The sequence below is a fragment of the Liquorilactobacillus capillatus DSM 19910 genome, from assembly GCF_001434915.1.
GTDB lineage: Bacteria > Bacillota > Bacilli > Lactobacillales > Lactobacillaceae > Liquorilactobacillus > Liquorilactobacillus capillatus.
In genome coordinates this window covers 62,541-75,157 of record NZ_AZEF01000053.1, presented here as the reverse complement: position 1 = coordinate 75,157, position 12,617 = coordinate 62,541, and the positions used below count along the sequence as shown (strand labels likewise).

The following is a 12,617-nucleotide window of genomic DNA, read 5'->3' as shown; positions in this document are numbered from 1 at the left end:
TCTGATTCGTTAACGAAAGGAGGTCACATACTGTGATCCAACAAGAAAGTCGTTTAAAGGTCGCTGATAACTCTGGAGCTCGTGAACTTTTAGTAATTAAAATTTTGGGTGGTTCCCGTGTTAAGACTGCAAATATCGGTGACGTAATCGTTGCTACTGTTAAACAAGCAACGCCAGGTGGTGTTGTCAAAAAGAGTGATGTTGTTAAAGCAGTTATTGTTCGGACAAAATTCGGTGCACATCGTGCAGATGGTTCATATATCAAATTTGATGAAAATGCAGCTGTAATCATTGGAGATGACAAATCACCAAAGGGTACACGTATTTTTGGACCAGTTGCTCGTGAATTACGTGACGGAAACTTTATGAAGATTGTTTCCTTAGCACCTGAGGTCTTGTAAAAAAACCATTTTGGTAAGGAGGTGCGGAACAAAATGTTCGTTAAAAAGAATGATAAAGTTAAAGTGATTGCTGGAAAAGATAAAGGTAAAGAAGGCATCATTGAAAAGGTCTTACCTAGCAAGAGTCGTGTAATCGTAAAAGGTGTAAATGTTGTTAAAAAACATCAAAAACCAACTAACGCTAATCCAAATGGTGGAATCGTTGAAGTTGAAGCACCGATCCATGTCTCAAACGTTATGGTAATCGATCCATCAAATAACAAACCAACTCGTGTTGGAGTTAAAGTTGTTGATGGTAAAAGAGTCCGTGTAGCTAAAAAAACTGGTGAAGTTTTAAATAACATGCCAGCAGATAAAGAATAGGGAAGGAGGATACTCTCTTCATGGTTAATCGTTTAAAAGAAAAGTATAATAAAGAGATCGTTCCATCATTAATTGAAAAATTCAACTATACTTCAATCATGCAGGCACCAAAAGTTGAAAAGATCGTTATCAACATGGGTGTTGGTGATGCTGTTAGCAACGCTAAAAACTTGGATGAGGCAGTTGAAGAATTAACATTGATTTCTGGACAAAAGCCAGTTATTACTAAGGCTAAAAAATCAATTGCTGGATTCCGTTTACGTGAAGGTATGCCAATTGGAACTAAAGTTACTTTACGTGGTCAGCGGATGTATGATTTCTTAGACAAATTAGTTTCTGTTTCATTACCACGTGTTCGTGATTTCCATGGTGTCAGCAAGCGAGCATTTGATGGTCGTGGAAACTATACTTTGGGTATCCGCGAACAATTAATTTTTCCTGAAATTGATTTTGATGATGTTAATAAAGTTCGTGGAATGGATATCGTTATTGTTACAACAGCAAATAGCGATGAAGAATCTAAAGAATTATTGACGCAATTAGGAATGCCATTCGCTAAATAAAGGGGGTTTCACATTGGCTAAAAAGTCGCAAATTATAAAGAACAAACGCCAAGCTAAGTTCTCGACGCAAGAATATACACGCTGTGAACGTTGTGGTCGTCCACATTCAGTTTATCGTAAATTTAAGTTATGCCGTGTTTGCCTGCGAGATCTTGCACATAAAGGTCAAATTCCTGGGATGAAAAAGGCTAGCTGGTAATCCAATAAAGTAAAGGAGGGCGCAAACAAATGGTCATGACTGATCCAATAGCAGACTTCTTGACTCGTGTTCGTAATGCTAACTTAGCAAAACATGAATCACTTGAAGTGCCTGCATCAAAAATTAAGCACGATATTGCTGAAATTCTTAAAAATGAAGGTTTTATACGTGACGTTGAATATGTTGATGATGACAAGCAAGGAATCATCCGTGTGTTCTTAAAATATGGAAAAAACAGTGAACGTGTTATTTCTGGTATCAAGCGTATTTCAAAACCAGGCTTACGTTCATACGTTAAAGCTGATGCTGTTCCCAAAGTTTTAAATGGACTTGGAATTGCAATTATCTCTACCTCAGAAGGGGTTGTAACAGATAAAGAAGCCCGTGCTAAAAACATTGGTGGCGAAGTATTAGCTTACGTTTGGTAAAATTAGATAACACAAGGAGGTGTAACAACTGTGAGTCGAATTGGTTATAAAAACGTTGTCTTACCTGAAGGTGTTGAAGTTAAAAAAGACGGCAATACTGTGACCGTTAAAGGTCCAAAAGGTGAATTAACACGTGAATTTACTGATAAAATTTCTATGAAGATCGAAGACAAAGTTGTCTCATTTGATCGTTCAAGTGACGACAGTAAAACGAAAGCTTTACATGGAACAACAAGAGCTAACTTCCATAATATGGTGGTTGGTGTAACTGAGGGCTTTAAGAAAGAATTAGAGCTCCGTGGTGTTGGATACCGTGCACAAATGAAGGGCACAAAGCTTGTCCTGAATGTTGGATATTCACATCCAGTTGAATTTGTAGCAACTGAAGGTCTTAAATTAGAAGCACCTTCTGCAACTTCAGTTATTATTTCGGGTATTTCAAAACAGGCCGTTGGTGATTTTGCAGCTCGAATTCGTTTGACTCGTGCTCCAGAACCATACAAAGGTAAAGGTATTCGTTACGTCGGTGAGTACGTTCGTCGTAAGGAAGGTAAGACTGGTAAGTAGTTACTAGTCTTCGTTAAGATAAGATAATAAATTCAAGAGGTGAATATAGTGATTTCTAAACCAGACAAAAATAAAACACGCCAAAAGCGCCATATCCGTGTTCGTGGTAAGATATCTGGTACAGCTAAGTGCCCACGCTTAAATGTTTATCGTTCAAACAAAAACATCTACGCTCAAGTAATTGATGACGTAGCGGGTGTGACGCTAGTTAGTGCCTCTACATTAGATAGTGAAGTTTCCGGTAATACGAAGACTGAATTAGCAGCTTCCGTTGGTGAAGTTGTTGCAAAACGTGCAGAAAAGAAGGGTCTTAAGAAAGTTGTCTTCGATCGTGGCGGATATCTTTATCATGGTCGTATCGAAGCTCTTGCTGAAGCCGCTCGTAAAAACGGATTAGAATTTTAGGAAAAGGAGGGAAACGCATTTATGACTATTATTGATCCAGCTCAATTAGATTTAGAAGATCGTGTTGTTGCAATCAATCGTATTACAAAAGTTGTTAAAGGTGGACGTCGTCTTCGCTTTGCGGCTTTAGTTATTGTGGGAGACCACAATGGTCACGTTGGCTTTGGTACTGGTAAAGCACAAGAAGTGCCAGATGCTATTCGTAAAGCAGTTGATGCTGCTCGTAAGAACTTGATTAAAGTTCCGATGGTTGAAGAAACTCTTCCACACGAAGTGGTCGGTGAATATAGCGGTAGCCGTATCATGTTGAAACCTGCGATCGCTGGTTCTGGAGTTGCTGCCGGTGGTGCTGTTCGTGCGGTCATGGAATTGGCTGGTGTTGCCGATGTTACAAGTAAATCACTTGGTTCTAATACACCAATCAATGTTGTCCGTGCAACAATGGACGGCTTAGCAAAGATGAAGAGTGCTGCTGACGTTGCTTCTCTTCGTGGTGTATCAACACAACATTTAGCAGAATAAGGAGGGCTCACTAGTGGCTAATTTAAAAATTACATTAACAGGTAGTGTCATTGGGCGTCCTCAGAACCAACGCGACATTGTTAAAGCTTTAGGCTTAGGCCGTGTCCAAAGTTCAGTTGTTCTGCCCGATAATGCTGCAACGCGTGGCGCTGTTGCAAAAATCAATCATTTGGTTGATGTCAAGGTAGCCGATTAATTACTGATGACATGTTATAATATATCAATAAGGAGGTGTCGACCTAATGAAGTTGCATGAGTTAAAAGCAAGTGAAGGTTCACGTAAAGTTCGTAATCGTGTTGGACGCGGAACATCGTCTGGTAACGGTAAGACAGCTGGTCGTGGGCAAAAAGGTCAAAAGGCTCGTGGAAAGGTACGTTTAGGTTTTGAAGGTGGCCAGATGCCATTATTCCGTCGTATGCCTAAACGTGGATTCCAAAATATCAACCGCAAAGAATATGCAGTTGTTAACTTGGAAACACTTGAGAAATTTGACGAAGGAACAGAAGTTACACCAGTATTGCTAGTTGAGAATGGTGTAATCAAAAATGAAAAAGATGGTATAAAAGTTTTAGCTGAAGGCAAACTGACAAAGAAATTGACAGTGAAAGCTAATAAGTTTTCAGCTGCTGCTAAAAAAGCCATTGAAGCAGTTGGCGGTCAAGCTGAGGTGATTTAATGCTTAAAACAATGAAGAACGTCTTAGCTGTGAAAGATATTCGTGAGAAGATTTTATTTACGTTGGGCGTCTTGATTGTATTTCGTTTAGGCACATATATCACAGTCCCTGGGATCAACGCTAAGGCTTTAGATAGCGTTGCGTCTTCAGGGTTAATTAGTATCTTGAACACTTTCAGTGGCGGTGGCTTAACGAATTATTCAATCTTAGCGATGGGAGTTTCGCCATACATAACTGCACAAATTGTTGTTCAGTTGTTACAAATGGATATTGTCCCGCGTTTTGTTGAGTGGAGTAAGCAAGGGGAAGTTGGAAGACGAAAACTTAACCAAACCACAAGATATTTGACTATCGTGCTAGCGTTTGTACAATCAATCGGGATTACGGCAGGTTTTAATGCTTTAAGCAGTTTAAATCTAGTCAATAATCCGGGCGTAGAAACATACCTTAGTATTGGATTAATCTTAACTGGTGGTTCAATGTTTACTACTTGGTTAGGTGATATGATTACTGACCGGGGTTTTGGTAATGGTATTTCGATGATAATTATGGCAGGAATCCTTGCCCGCGTTCCAACAGGTGTTCATCAGATATACAATGAACAAATTTTGGAAGCTGCGCCAGGGGATCTCTGGAAGGGGATCTTGTTTGTTGTCATTTTGATTGTAGCTATACTGATTATTGTTACATTTGTTACCTACGTGCAGCAAGCTAATTATAAAATTCCAATTCAGTACACTCGTCGTTTAGCGGGAGCAACGGAGAGTTCATATCTACCGCTTAAAATAAATGTTGCTGGGGTTATTCCAGTTATTTTTGCGAGTTCTTTTATTGCGACTCCGCAAACAATTTTAATGGCATTTACCCAGAACCATTCTGAAGATACATGGTATCAAGTCATGACGAATATTTTTAATATGCAGGCAACAGGCGGCATGATTTTATATACTGTTTTGATTGTTCTCTTTACATTTTTCTATGCTTTTGTTCAGGTTAATCCAGAGAAACTTTCAGAAAATCTGCAGAAACAAGGAAGTTACATTCCGAGTGTCTGGCCTGGCAAGGAGACAGAAAAATATGTTTCACGTTTACTGATGCGTTTAAGTGTAGTTGGCTCACTTTTCTTAGGCTTAGTTTCCTTAATCCCACTTGTTGCTTCAAACATTTGGGGATTAGATGAATCGATTGGATTAGGCGGTACGAGTCTGCTGATCGTTGTCGGAGTTGCGCTTGAGTCAATCAGACAGTTAAAAGGTATGATGATGAAACGTGAGTATATCGGATTTATCAGATAGTAATGTTGAAAAGTTTGGCTGCACATTTGTGGAGCCAGCTTTTTCATTTTATGCTCTTTATTAGTAAGGATTACTTTTATGACTTATGGTTTAGCGTGAACACTGGGATCCTAATTTCTCTAATTGAGGGTAACTAATTAAGAAGAAAAGGAGTTTTTTTAGAAATGACTGCAATGAACTTAATGCTGATGGGGCTTCCAGGTGCTGGTAAAGGAACCCAAGCAGAACGAATTGTTGACGAGTATAAAATTCCGCATATTTCAACGGGGGATATTTTTAGAGCTGCAATTAAGAATAAAACACCGATGGGTTTAAAAGCGAAAGGGTTTATTGACAAGGGACAACTTGTTCCTGATGAAGTAACTAATGGTATCGTGAAAGAACGTTTAAGCGAAGCTGATACCAAAGTCGGTTATTTGCTCGATGGTTTCCCCCGCAATATGGTACAAGCACAAGCACTCGACCAGATTGGACAAGCTTTGGAGCGTGAGTTAGCTGGGGTTATTAATATCCATGTTGACCCTAGCTCACTGCTAGAACGTTTAACTGGTCGATTCATTTGCCGTAACTGCGGTGCAACGTATCATAAAGTTTTTAACCCAACGAAGGTTAAAGGAATTTGCGATCGTTGTGGAGGAACAGAATTCTTCCAGCGTGAAGATGATAAGCCAGAAACGGTTAAGAAACGTCTAGAAGTAAATATTAAGATGAATACACCACTACTTGATTTCTACAAACAAAAAGGTCTTTTACATGAAGTCAACGGAAATCAAGCAATCGAAAAAGTATTTGCAGATGTTAAAGAAATTTTGGATCAATTAAAATAATTTTAAGAATAACACTTGCAATACTAGACTTAGGATGATATACTATTCCAGGTTTATCTTTTCTATAGGATTAGTCTGTCCATTTGGATGGATTAGCTTGCGGAAACAAGCGAGCTGATTTTATTGGCTCACGGATTTGCGTGTAAAGTTGTAAAACCATTTAAGGAGGTACTATTGCGTGGCGAAAGATGATGTGATTGAAATTGAGGGTACGATCAAAGAAACGTTACCCAATGCGATGTTCAAGGTTGAACTCGAAAACGGACATGAAATTTTAGCTCACGTTTCAGGGAAGATTAGAATGCATTATATTCGGATTCTTCCTGGCGATAAAGTGACGGTTGAAATGTCCCCTTACGATTTGACTAAGGGTCGCATTACCTATCGCTTTAAATAGATTGTACTTCAAATACATTTGGGAGGTATAATTCATGAAAGTAAGACCATCAGTAAAACCTATGTGCGAACACTGCAAAATAGTTAAGCGCAAGGGTCGTGTTATGGTAATATGTTCAAATCCAAAACACAAACAACGTCAAGGATAATAATAAATTAGGAGGTGGAATTGTTATGGCTCGTATTGCAGGTGTCGATTTACCACGTGATAAGCGTATCGTGATCGGCTTAACTTACATTTATGGAATCGGTAATTCAAGTGCACAAAAGATTTTGACTGAAGCAGGTGTTTCAGAAGATATCCGTGTACGTGATTTAACAACTGAACAAGAAGATAAAGTTCGTGCAGTTGTAGATAACTACAAAGTCGAAGGTGATCTTCGTCGTGAAGTTAGTTTAAATATCAAGCGTTTATCAGAGATTGGTTCATACCGAGGTCTACGTCATCGTCGTCATTTACCTGTTCGTGGTCAAAATACCAAGAACAATGCGCATACACGTAAAGGCCCAGCCGCATCAATCGCCGGTCGAAAAAATTAAATAATATATAATAAAGGAGGTTAGCTATTTCATGGCAGTTAAAAAAGGTACACGTAAGCGCCGCGCTAAGAAAAATATCGAGAGCGGAATTGCACATATTCATTCAACGTTCAATAACACACTTGTTATGATTACCGATGTTCATGGGAATGCAGTTGCATGGGCATCAGCTGGTTCATTAGGCTTCAAAGGTAGTCGTAAGTCAACACCATTTGCTGCTCAAATGGCTGCTGAAGCTGCTGCAAAGGGTTCAATGGAACATGGAATGAAGAGTGTTGAAGTTGCTGTTAAAGGTCCTGGTTCTGGTCGTGAAGCTGCAATTCGTGCTTTACAAACAACAGGTCTTGAAGTGACATCAATTCGCGATGTTACACCTGTTCCTCATAATGGGTGTCGTCCTCCAAAACGCCGTCGTGTTTAATGTGGCCGTTATTCATTTTGAGGTAAATCTTCATAATGTATTCGCCAGATTACACGTTACGTTTTGAAAGGGGTAAAGATAAGAATGATCGAATTTGAAAAACCAAAAATTCATAAAATTGAAGAAAGTCCTAATTATGGCAAATTTGTTGTTGAACCTCTTGAACGTGGTTATGGGACAACATTAGGTAATTCTCTTCGCCGAATTCTGCTTTCTTCCTTACCTGGAGCAGCAATAACAAATATTCAAATTGATAGTGTCTTACATGAGTTCTCAACTATTAAGGGAGTACTTGAAGATGTAACACAAATTGTTTTAAATTTGAAGAAGGTTGCTTTGCGTATTGATTCTGAAGAGGATCAAACATTGGAAATCGATGTTACAGGGCCAATCGAAGTTACAGCTGGAGACATCCAAGGTAGTAGTGAAGTGGAAGTCTTAAATCCAGATTTGTACATTTGTACAGTAGCAGAAGGGGCGTCATTCCATATTCGGATGACTGCTAATACAGGGCGCGGCTATGTTTCAGCTGATGAAAATAAGGCTAAGTCTGATGAAATGCCGATCGGTGTTTTACCAATCGACTCAATTTATACCCCGATTGAACGTGTCAACTATCAAGTAGAAAAAACGCGTGTTGGTCAAAAAGATGATTATGATAAATTAACGCTCGATGTATGGACCAATGGTGCTATTACACCAAGTGAAGCTATTAGCTTATCTGCGAAGATTTTAACAGAGCATTTAACCCTGTTTGTTGATTTGACCGATGAAGCTAAAAATGCTGAAATCATGGTTGAAAAAGAAGAAACACATAAAGAAAAAATGCTTGAAATGACGATTGAAGAACTTGATTTATCTGTTCGTTCATACAATTGTTTGAAACGTGCTGGAATCAATACGGTTCAAGAGTTAACTAATAAATCAGAAGCTGATATGATGAAAGTCCGTAATTTAGGTCGTAAATCACTTGAAGAGGTTAAGAATAAGTTGATTGATCTGGGTTTATCATTACGTCATGATGACTAATATTTGTTGAGGGAGGGAAATTATTCATGAGTTACCGCAAGTTAGGACGCACAAGCGCTCATCGTAAATCAATGTTGCGTAATTTAACAACGGATTTAATCGTTAACGGTAAAATCGTTACAACTGAAACCCGTGCAAAGGAAGTACGCAAGACAACTGAAAAGATGATATCACTTGGTAAAAAAGGTGATTTGAATGCACGTCGTCGTGCTGCAGCTTTTTTAATGGATGTTGTTGCTGATGTTAAAGAAGATGGCGATGATATTACTATCCAATCGGCTTTGCAAAAATTATTTGCAGAAGTTGCTCCTCGTTATGCTGAACGCAACGGTGGATATACACGTATTCTCAAGATGAATGAACGCCGCGGCGATGCTGCTAAGTTAGTCGTTCTTGAGTTAGTCGACTAGTAATAATTATTTAGTTCCATCTGTCACTTTTATAACGATAACTGGGCGTTACGATGCTGGTATTAAACCGAGTCTAGTCCTAAGTACTATCTTTGATAGGAAACCTTCGTTATAAAAAGTGATTTTTTGTTTTAGTGAAATTATAAATAAGCTCTAATAACCGAGATCTAGGTGCATGATGTACCGCCTAGATCTTGGTTTTTTTGGACTACTGTCGTAATAGCAACGATTCCTTTAGGGGATAACTGTTCAGTTGTAAGTATGGTATGATAGTCTGTATAAAATATACGGAGGAGACATTATGCAAGAACCGATAATTGAAATCTCAGATTTGTCTTTCGCGTATCCGCAACAGCAGAAGAAGGCCTTAAGTCATATAAACTTGAAAGTTGCTGCAGGAGAATGGCTGGCAGTTATTGGACATAACGGGAGTGGGAAAAGTACGCTTGCAAAACTAATTGATGGTTTGCTTACTCCACAGTCAGGGACAATAAGGGTTGCTGGTACCGAATTGACACCAACTACTTTGTGGGACATTCGCAAAAATATTGGCATGGTATTCCAGAACCCTGATAATCAATTTGTTGGAGCCAATGTTGAAGAAGATGTTGCTTTTGGATTAGAAAATCAGGGAGTTCCACGAAATGAAATGCTTAAAAGGGTTAAAAAAGCACTCGTAAGTGTGGGAATGTTGAATTTTGCACAGCATGAGCCGGCCCGGTTATCTGGAGGGCAGAAGCAGCGAGTTGCTCTAGCTGGAGTAATCGCTCTGCAACCACGGATCATCATTATGGATGAGGCGACTAGTATGCTTGATCCAGAAGGAAGAAGAGATATTATTCAGCTTTTAAAAAGCTTAAATAAGGAAAAAGGGTTTACAGTTATTTCGATAACACATGATATTGAAGAAGCTTCCTTAGCGCAGCGTGTCGTCGTCATTGATGATGGTACATTAGTTCAAAATGACAAGCCAGCGAAGGTTTTTCAACGTGGAACAGCTCTGATTGAGAGCGGCTTAGATATTCCTTTCTCTGAAAAACTGAAGAATGAACTTAAAAGTTATCGTATTGCTGTGCCGCAAGAATATCTTACTGAAAAAGGGATGGTGGACTGGTTGTGTCAATTCATTTCGAAAAAGTAAACTACATTTATCAAGCAGATACACCTTTTAGGCATCAAGCGCTTAAGAATTTAACTGTGTCGATCCCGACAGGAAGTTATACAGCTATTATAGGTCATACAGGAAGTGGAAAGTCAACTTTGCTACAACATCTCAATGGGCTGCTTAAACCATCAAGTGGGAGTGTTACAGTTGCCGATAAGACGATTACAGCTGTTACTAAGAACAAGGAACTTGGTGAATTAAGAAAACATGTTGGGATAGTTTTTCAATTTCCAGAAGCACAGCTTTTTGAAGAAACGGTTCTTAAAGATATTGCTTTTGCCCCAAAGAATTTTGGAAAAACACCGGCGGAGGCTGAACAGATTGCACGTGAAATGGCTCTTTTAGTTGGTTTACCAGAAGAGGTTTTGCAGAATTCTCCTTTTGAATTGTCTGGCGGTCAGATGAGACGGGTAGCGATAGCAGGTATTTTAGCTATGAAACCAGATGTTTTAGTGTTGGATGAGCCAACTGCAGGGCTTGATCCTAAGGGAAGGCACGAGATAATGCAGATGTTTGCACAGCTGCATTCACAAAAGCAGTTGACGATCGTTTTAGTGACCCACCAGATGGATGATGTAGCTAATTATGCAGATCACGCCATCGTGTTAGAAAAAGGTGAGGTTATTGCTTCAACCTCCCCACAAGAAGTCTTTAAAGACCCACAGTGGCTTTTAAAGCATCACTTAGCATTGCCTAAGGCAACTAGATTTGCTTATGAATTGCAACAAACAGGAAAAGTTGTTTTTGAAAAAATGCCATTGACTGAAAAAGAACTTGCTGCTTCGTTAGTAGATCTTTTAGGAAAAGGGGGCAATTAAACTGAATAAGGTTATTTTAGGTCGTTATATTCCGGGTGAATCAGTTGTTCATCGGTTAGATCCACGTTCAAAACTTATTTTAAGCTTCTTCTTTATTATTGTTATTTTCCTTGCTAATAACTGGCAGTCATATACGTTATTATTTTTGTTAACACTCAGTTGTGTTTTGCTGTCCAAGGTTAATTTTGGTTTCTTTTTAAAGGGTGTCAGACCACTTATTTGGTTGATTCTCTTTACTGTCCTACTACAGATTTTTTTTGCGCGTGGAGGGACTGTTTATTGGCAGTGGGGGCCATTATCTTTAACGAGTTTGGGGATAATTAATGGGAGCTATGTTTTTTGCCGGTTTGTTTTGATTATTTTTATGTCAACATTATTGACGCTAACGACAGCTCCACTGGAAATCTCAGATGCTTTGGAATCATTAATGGGACCATTGAAAAAGTTCAAAGTACCAGTCTATGAAATTTCATTAATGTTGTCGATCGCGCTACGGTTTGTTCCGACATTAATGGATGAAACTGAAAAAATAATGAATGCACAACGCTCAAGAGGAGTCAACTTTGGAGAAGGTAATATTGTTAAACAAATAAAAGCAGTCGTGCCATTGCTGATCCCGTTATTTGTCAGCTCGTTTAATCGGGCCGAAGATCTTGCGACCGCGATGGAAGCAAGGGGTTATCGCGGTGGAGAAGGTCGAACTAAATACCGTATTCATTTTTGGAAACGTAATGATACTTTGGCCTGCATTTTGTTTGGACTAACAATGATAGTCTTATTATATTTACGGAATTGGTGAGAGGTAAAGATGACAAATAGATATATGGTAACACTTGCATATGATGGAACGAAGTTTGCTGGCTTTCAAAGTCAGCCTAACCAACGAACGGTTCAATCAGTACTTGAAACGGCTGTTAATAAGATGAGTACAGCGGCATCTTTTGTGCATATTTTTGGTTCGGGAAGAACAGATGCTGGGGTGCATGCGTTAGGGCAGGTAATCCATTTTGATCTAGAAAATGATATTCCAGAAGAAGGAATTGTAAATGGCCTGAATAGTTTATTACCGTTAGATGTGGAGATCTTAACTGCTAAGCGGGTCGCCACAACTTTTCATGCACGGTTTACAACCCATGGCAAACGCTATTTATACCGCGTTAGTTTAGGTCGTTTTGTAAATCCTTTCAAAAGGTTTTATACTGGACAATATAAGTATCCTTTAAAGGTTGATTTGATCAAGGCGGCTTTACCGGATGTTATAGGAACACATGATTTTTCGAGTTTCGTTGCCTCAGGTAGTCAAGCTAAAAGCCACATTCGAACAATCTATGATGCGACTGTTAAAGAGGATCAAACTACAGGTGAAGTTGTTTTTGAATTTTATGGAAATGGTTTTTTATATAATCAAGTTAGGATCATGGTAGCAACTTTACTAGAGATTGGGAATGAAAAAAGACCTGTCCATGATTTTTTACGATTATACGAAGTCAAAGATCGAAATGAGTGCAGAGCAACAGCGCCAGCGAGTGGATTGTACTTAAAAAAAGTTTATTATAAGTAAAACAGTTTGAATAGTGTATAATTAACTTTT

Annotated in this window: 22 protein-coding genes; all 22 read left to right on the top strand. The window is 38.9% G+C overall.

Features of this window, described 5'->3' with window-relative positions; genetic code table 11:
• Nucleotides 1-32 precede the first annotated feature (32 nt).
• The 22 genes from rplN to truA all read left to right on the top strand — a co-directional run bounded on the left by rplN (nucleotide 33) and on the right by truA (nucleotide 12,587).
• On the top strand, nucleotides 33-401 hold the full coding sequence (rplN, locus tag FC81_RS09910) for a 50S ribosomal protein L14 (RefSeq protein ID WP_034989706.1): 369 nt from the start codon (nucleotides 33-35) through the stop codon (nucleotides 399-401).
• Nucleotides 402-434: 33 nt separating this feature from the next.
• A complete protein-coding gene (gene rplX, locus FC81_RS09905; protein ID WP_057746430.1) occupies nucleotides 435-764 on the top strand; it encodes a 50S ribosomal protein L24 in 330 nt (109 codons plus the stop codon).
• Between the two features lie 20 nt (nucleotides 765-784).
• The gene (gene rplE, locus FC81_RS09900; RefSeq protein ID WP_057746427.1) at nucleotides 785-1,327 is read left to right on the top strand and encodes a 50S ribosomal protein L5; all 543 of its coding nucleotides are present in this window, start codon (nucleotides 785-787) and stop codon (nucleotides 1,325-1,327) included.
• A 13-nt stretch (nucleotides 1,328-1,340) separates the two neighbouring features.
• Complete coding sequence (locus FC81_RS09895) at nucleotides 1,341-1,526, top strand: type Z 30S ribosomal protein S14 (protein WP_034989709.1); 186 nt, start codon at nucleotides 1,341-1,343, stop codon at nucleotides 1,524-1,526.
• Between the two features lie 29 nt (nucleotides 1,527-1,555).
• Nucleotides 1,556-1,954, top strand: coding sequence for a 30S ribosomal protein S8 (rpsH, locus tag FC81_RS09890; protein ID WP_057746424.1), 399 nt, complete (start codon nucleotides 1,556-1,558; stop codon nucleotides 1,952-1,954).
• A 30-nt stretch (nucleotides 1,955-1,984) separates the two neighbouring features.
• Nucleotides 1,985-2,521: a 50S ribosomal protein L6 gene (gene rplF / locus FC81_RS09885; protein WP_057746421.1), complete on the top strand. Its 537-nt coding sequence runs from the start codon at nucleotides 1,985-1,987 to the stop codon at nucleotides 2,519-2,521.
• A 39-nt stretch (nucleotides 2,522-2,560) separates the two neighbouring features.
• The gene (gene rplR, locus FC81_RS09880) at nucleotides 2,561-2,926 is read left to right on the top strand and encodes a 50S ribosomal protein L18 (protein ID WP_057746417.1); all 366 of its coding nucleotides are present in this window, start codon (nucleotides 2,561-2,563) and stop codon (nucleotides 2,924-2,926) included.
• A gap of 21 nt (nucleotides 2,927-2,947) precedes the next feature.
• A complete protein-coding gene (gene rpsE, locus FC81_RS09875) occupies nucleotides 2,948-3,448 on the top strand; it encodes a 30S ribosomal protein S5 (RefSeq protein ID WP_057746414.1) in 501 nt (166 codons plus the stop codon).
• 13 nt (nucleotides 3,449-3,461) lie between these two features.
• Nucleotides 3,462-3,644, top strand: coding sequence for a 50S ribosomal protein L30 (gene rpmD / locus FC81_RS09870; RefSeq protein WP_057746412.1), 183 nt, complete (start codon nucleotides 3,462-3,464; stop codon nucleotides 3,642-3,644).
• Nucleotides 3,645-3,690: 46 nt separating this feature from the next.
• Nucleotides 3,691-4,125: a 50S ribosomal protein L15 gene (gene rplO, locus FC81_RS09865; protein ID WP_057746409.1), complete on the top strand. Its 435-nt coding sequence runs from the start codon at nucleotides 3,691-3,693 to the stop codon at nucleotides 4,123-4,125.
• Nucleotides 4,125-5,420: a preprotein translocase subunit SecY gene (secY, locus tag FC81_RS09860; protein ID WP_057746406.1), complete on the top strand. Its 1,296-nt coding sequence runs from the start codon at nucleotides 4,125-4,127 to the stop codon at nucleotides 5,418-5,420. Before rplO ends, secY begins: the two co-directional genes overlap by 1 nt.
• A 173-nt stretch (nucleotides 5,421-5,593) precedes the next feature.
• Nucleotides 5,594-6,247 carry an adenylate kinase gene (locus FC81_RS09855; protein ID WP_057746500.1) on the top strand — a complete coding sequence of 218 codons (654 nt, stop codon included), beginning with the start codon at nucleotides 5,594-5,596 and terminating at the stop codon, nucleotides 6,245-6,247.
• Nucleotides 6,248-6,425: 178 nt separating this feature from the next.
• Nucleotides 6,426-6,644 (top strand): translation initiation factor IF-1, encoded by a 219-nt coding sequence (gene infA / locus FC81_RS09850; protein ID WP_003689399.1) that lies wholly within the window; start codon nucleotides 6,426-6,428, stop codon nucleotides 6,642-6,644.
• 34 nt (nucleotides 6,645-6,678) lie between these two features.
• Nucleotides 6,679-6,792 (top strand): 50S ribosomal protein L36, encoded by a 114-nt coding sequence (gene rpmJ / locus FC81_RS10815; RefSeq protein ID WP_083478814.1) that lies wholly within the window; start codon nucleotides 6,679-6,681, stop codon nucleotides 6,790-6,792.
• A 25-nt stretch (nucleotides 6,793-6,817) separates the two neighbouring features.
• The gene (rpsM, locus tag FC81_RS09845; RefSeq protein ID WP_057746403.1) at nucleotides 6,818-7,183 is read left to right on the top strand and encodes a 30S ribosomal protein S13; all 366 of its coding nucleotides are present in this window, start codon (nucleotides 6,818-6,820) and stop codon (nucleotides 7,181-7,183) included.
• Nucleotides 7,184-7,214: 31 nt separating this feature from the next.
• Nucleotides 7,215-7,604 carry a 30S ribosomal protein S11 gene (gene rpsK / locus FC81_RS09840; protein ID WP_057746400.1) on the top strand — a complete coding sequence of 130 codons (390 nt, stop codon included), beginning with the start codon at nucleotides 7,215-7,217 and terminating at the stop codon, nucleotides 7,602-7,604.
• 84 nt (nucleotides 7,605-7,688) lie between these two features.
• Nucleotides 7,689-8,633, top strand: a complete 945-nt coding sequence (locus FC81_RS09835; RefSeq protein ID WP_057746398.1) for a DNA-directed RNA polymerase subunit alpha — start codon at nucleotides 7,689-7,691, stop codon at nucleotides 8,631-8,633.
• A 26-nt stretch (nucleotides 8,634-8,659) separates the two neighbouring features.
• Complete coding sequence (gene rplQ, locus FC81_RS09830; RefSeq protein WP_057746395.1) at nucleotides 8,660-9,043, top strand: 50S ribosomal protein L17; 384 nt, start codon at nucleotides 8,660-8,662, stop codon at nucleotides 9,041-9,043.
• Between the two features lie 301 nt (nucleotides 9,044-9,344).
• Complete coding sequence (locus tag FC81_RS09825; protein WP_057746392.1) at nucleotides 9,345-10,184, top strand: energy-coupling factor ABC transporter ATP-binding protein; 840 nt, start codon at nucleotides 9,345-9,347, stop codon at nucleotides 10,182-10,184.
• On the top strand, nucleotides 10,160-11,026 hold the full coding sequence (locus FC81_RS09820) for an energy-coupling factor ABC transporter ATP-binding protein (protein ID WP_057746389.1): 867 nt from the start codon (nucleotides 10,160-10,162) through the stop codon (nucleotides 11,024-11,026). The genes FC81_RS09825 and FC81_RS09820 overlap by 25 nt, the downstream gene beginning before the upstream one ends.
• A gap of 1 nt (nucleotide 11,027) precedes the next feature.
• A complete protein-coding gene (locus FC81_RS09815; protein WP_057746387.1) occupies nucleotides 11,028-11,825 on the top strand; it encodes an energy-coupling factor transporter transmembrane component T family protein in 798 nt (265 codons plus the stop codon).
• Nucleotides 11,826-11,834: 9 nt separating this feature from the next.
• Nucleotides 11,835-12,587: a tRNA pseudouridine(38-40) synthase TruA gene (gene truA / locus FC81_RS09810; RefSeq protein ID WP_057746384.1), complete on the top strand. Its 753-nt coding sequence runs from the start codon at nucleotides 11,835-11,837 to the stop codon at nucleotides 12,585-12,587.
• Nucleotides 12,588-12,617 lie beyond the last annotated feature (30 nt).

Excerpts from the sequence above, each read along its gene's own strand:
- rplX (WP_057746430.1), top strand. The coding sequence starts at position 435 with ATGTTCGTTAAAAAGAATGATAAAGTTAAAGTGATTGCTGGAAAAGAT.
- rplE (WP_057746427.1), top strand. The coding sequence starts at position 785 with ATGGTTAATCGTTTAAAAGAAAAGTATAATAAAGAGATCGTTCCATCA.
- rpsH (WP_057746424.1), top strand. The coding sequence starts at position 1,556 with ATGGTCATGACTGATCCAATAGCAGACTTCTTGACTCGTGTTCGTAAT.
- rpsE (WP_057746414.1), top strand. The coding sequence starts at position 2,948 with ATGACTATTATTGATCCAGCTCAATTAGATTTAGAAGATCGTGTTGTT.
- rplO (WP_057746409.1), top strand. The coding sequence starts at position 3,691 with ATGAAGTTGCATGAGTTAAAAGCAAGTGAAGGTTCACGTAAAGTTCGT.
- secY (WP_057746406.1), top strand. The coding sequence starts at position 4,125 with ATGCTTAAAACAATGAAGAACGTCTTAGCTGTGAAAGATATTCGTGAG.
- FC81_RS09855 (WP_057746500.1), top strand. The coding sequence starts at position 5,594 with ATGAACTTAATGCTGATGGGGCTTCCAGGTGCTGGTAAAGGAACCCAA.
- rpmJ (WP_083478814.1), top strand. The coding sequence starts at position 6,679 with ATGAAAGTAAGACCATCAGTAAAACCTATGTGCGAACACTGCAAAATA.
- rpsM (WP_057746403.1), top strand. The coding sequence starts at position 6,818 with ATGGCTCGTATTGCAGGTGTCGATTTACCACGTGATAAGCGTATCGTG.
- rpsK (WP_057746400.1), top strand. The coding sequence starts at position 7,215 with ATGGCAGTTAAAAAAGGTACACGTAAGCGCCGCGCTAAGAAAAATATC.
- FC81_RS09835 (WP_057746398.1), top strand. The coding sequence starts at position 7,689 with ATGATCGAATTTGAAAAACCAAAAATTCATAAAATTGAAGAAAGTCCT.
- rplQ (WP_057746395.1), top strand. The coding sequence starts at position 8,660 with ATGAGTTACCGCAAGTTAGGACGCACAAGCGCTCATCGTAAATCAATG.
- FC81_RS09825 (WP_057746392.1), top strand. The coding sequence starts at position 9,345 with ATGCAAGAACCGATAATTGAAATCTCAGATTTGTCTTTCGCGTATCCG.
- truA (WP_057746384.1), top strand. The coding sequence starts at position 11,835 with ATGACAAATAGATATATGGTAACACTTGCATATGATGGAACGAAGTTT.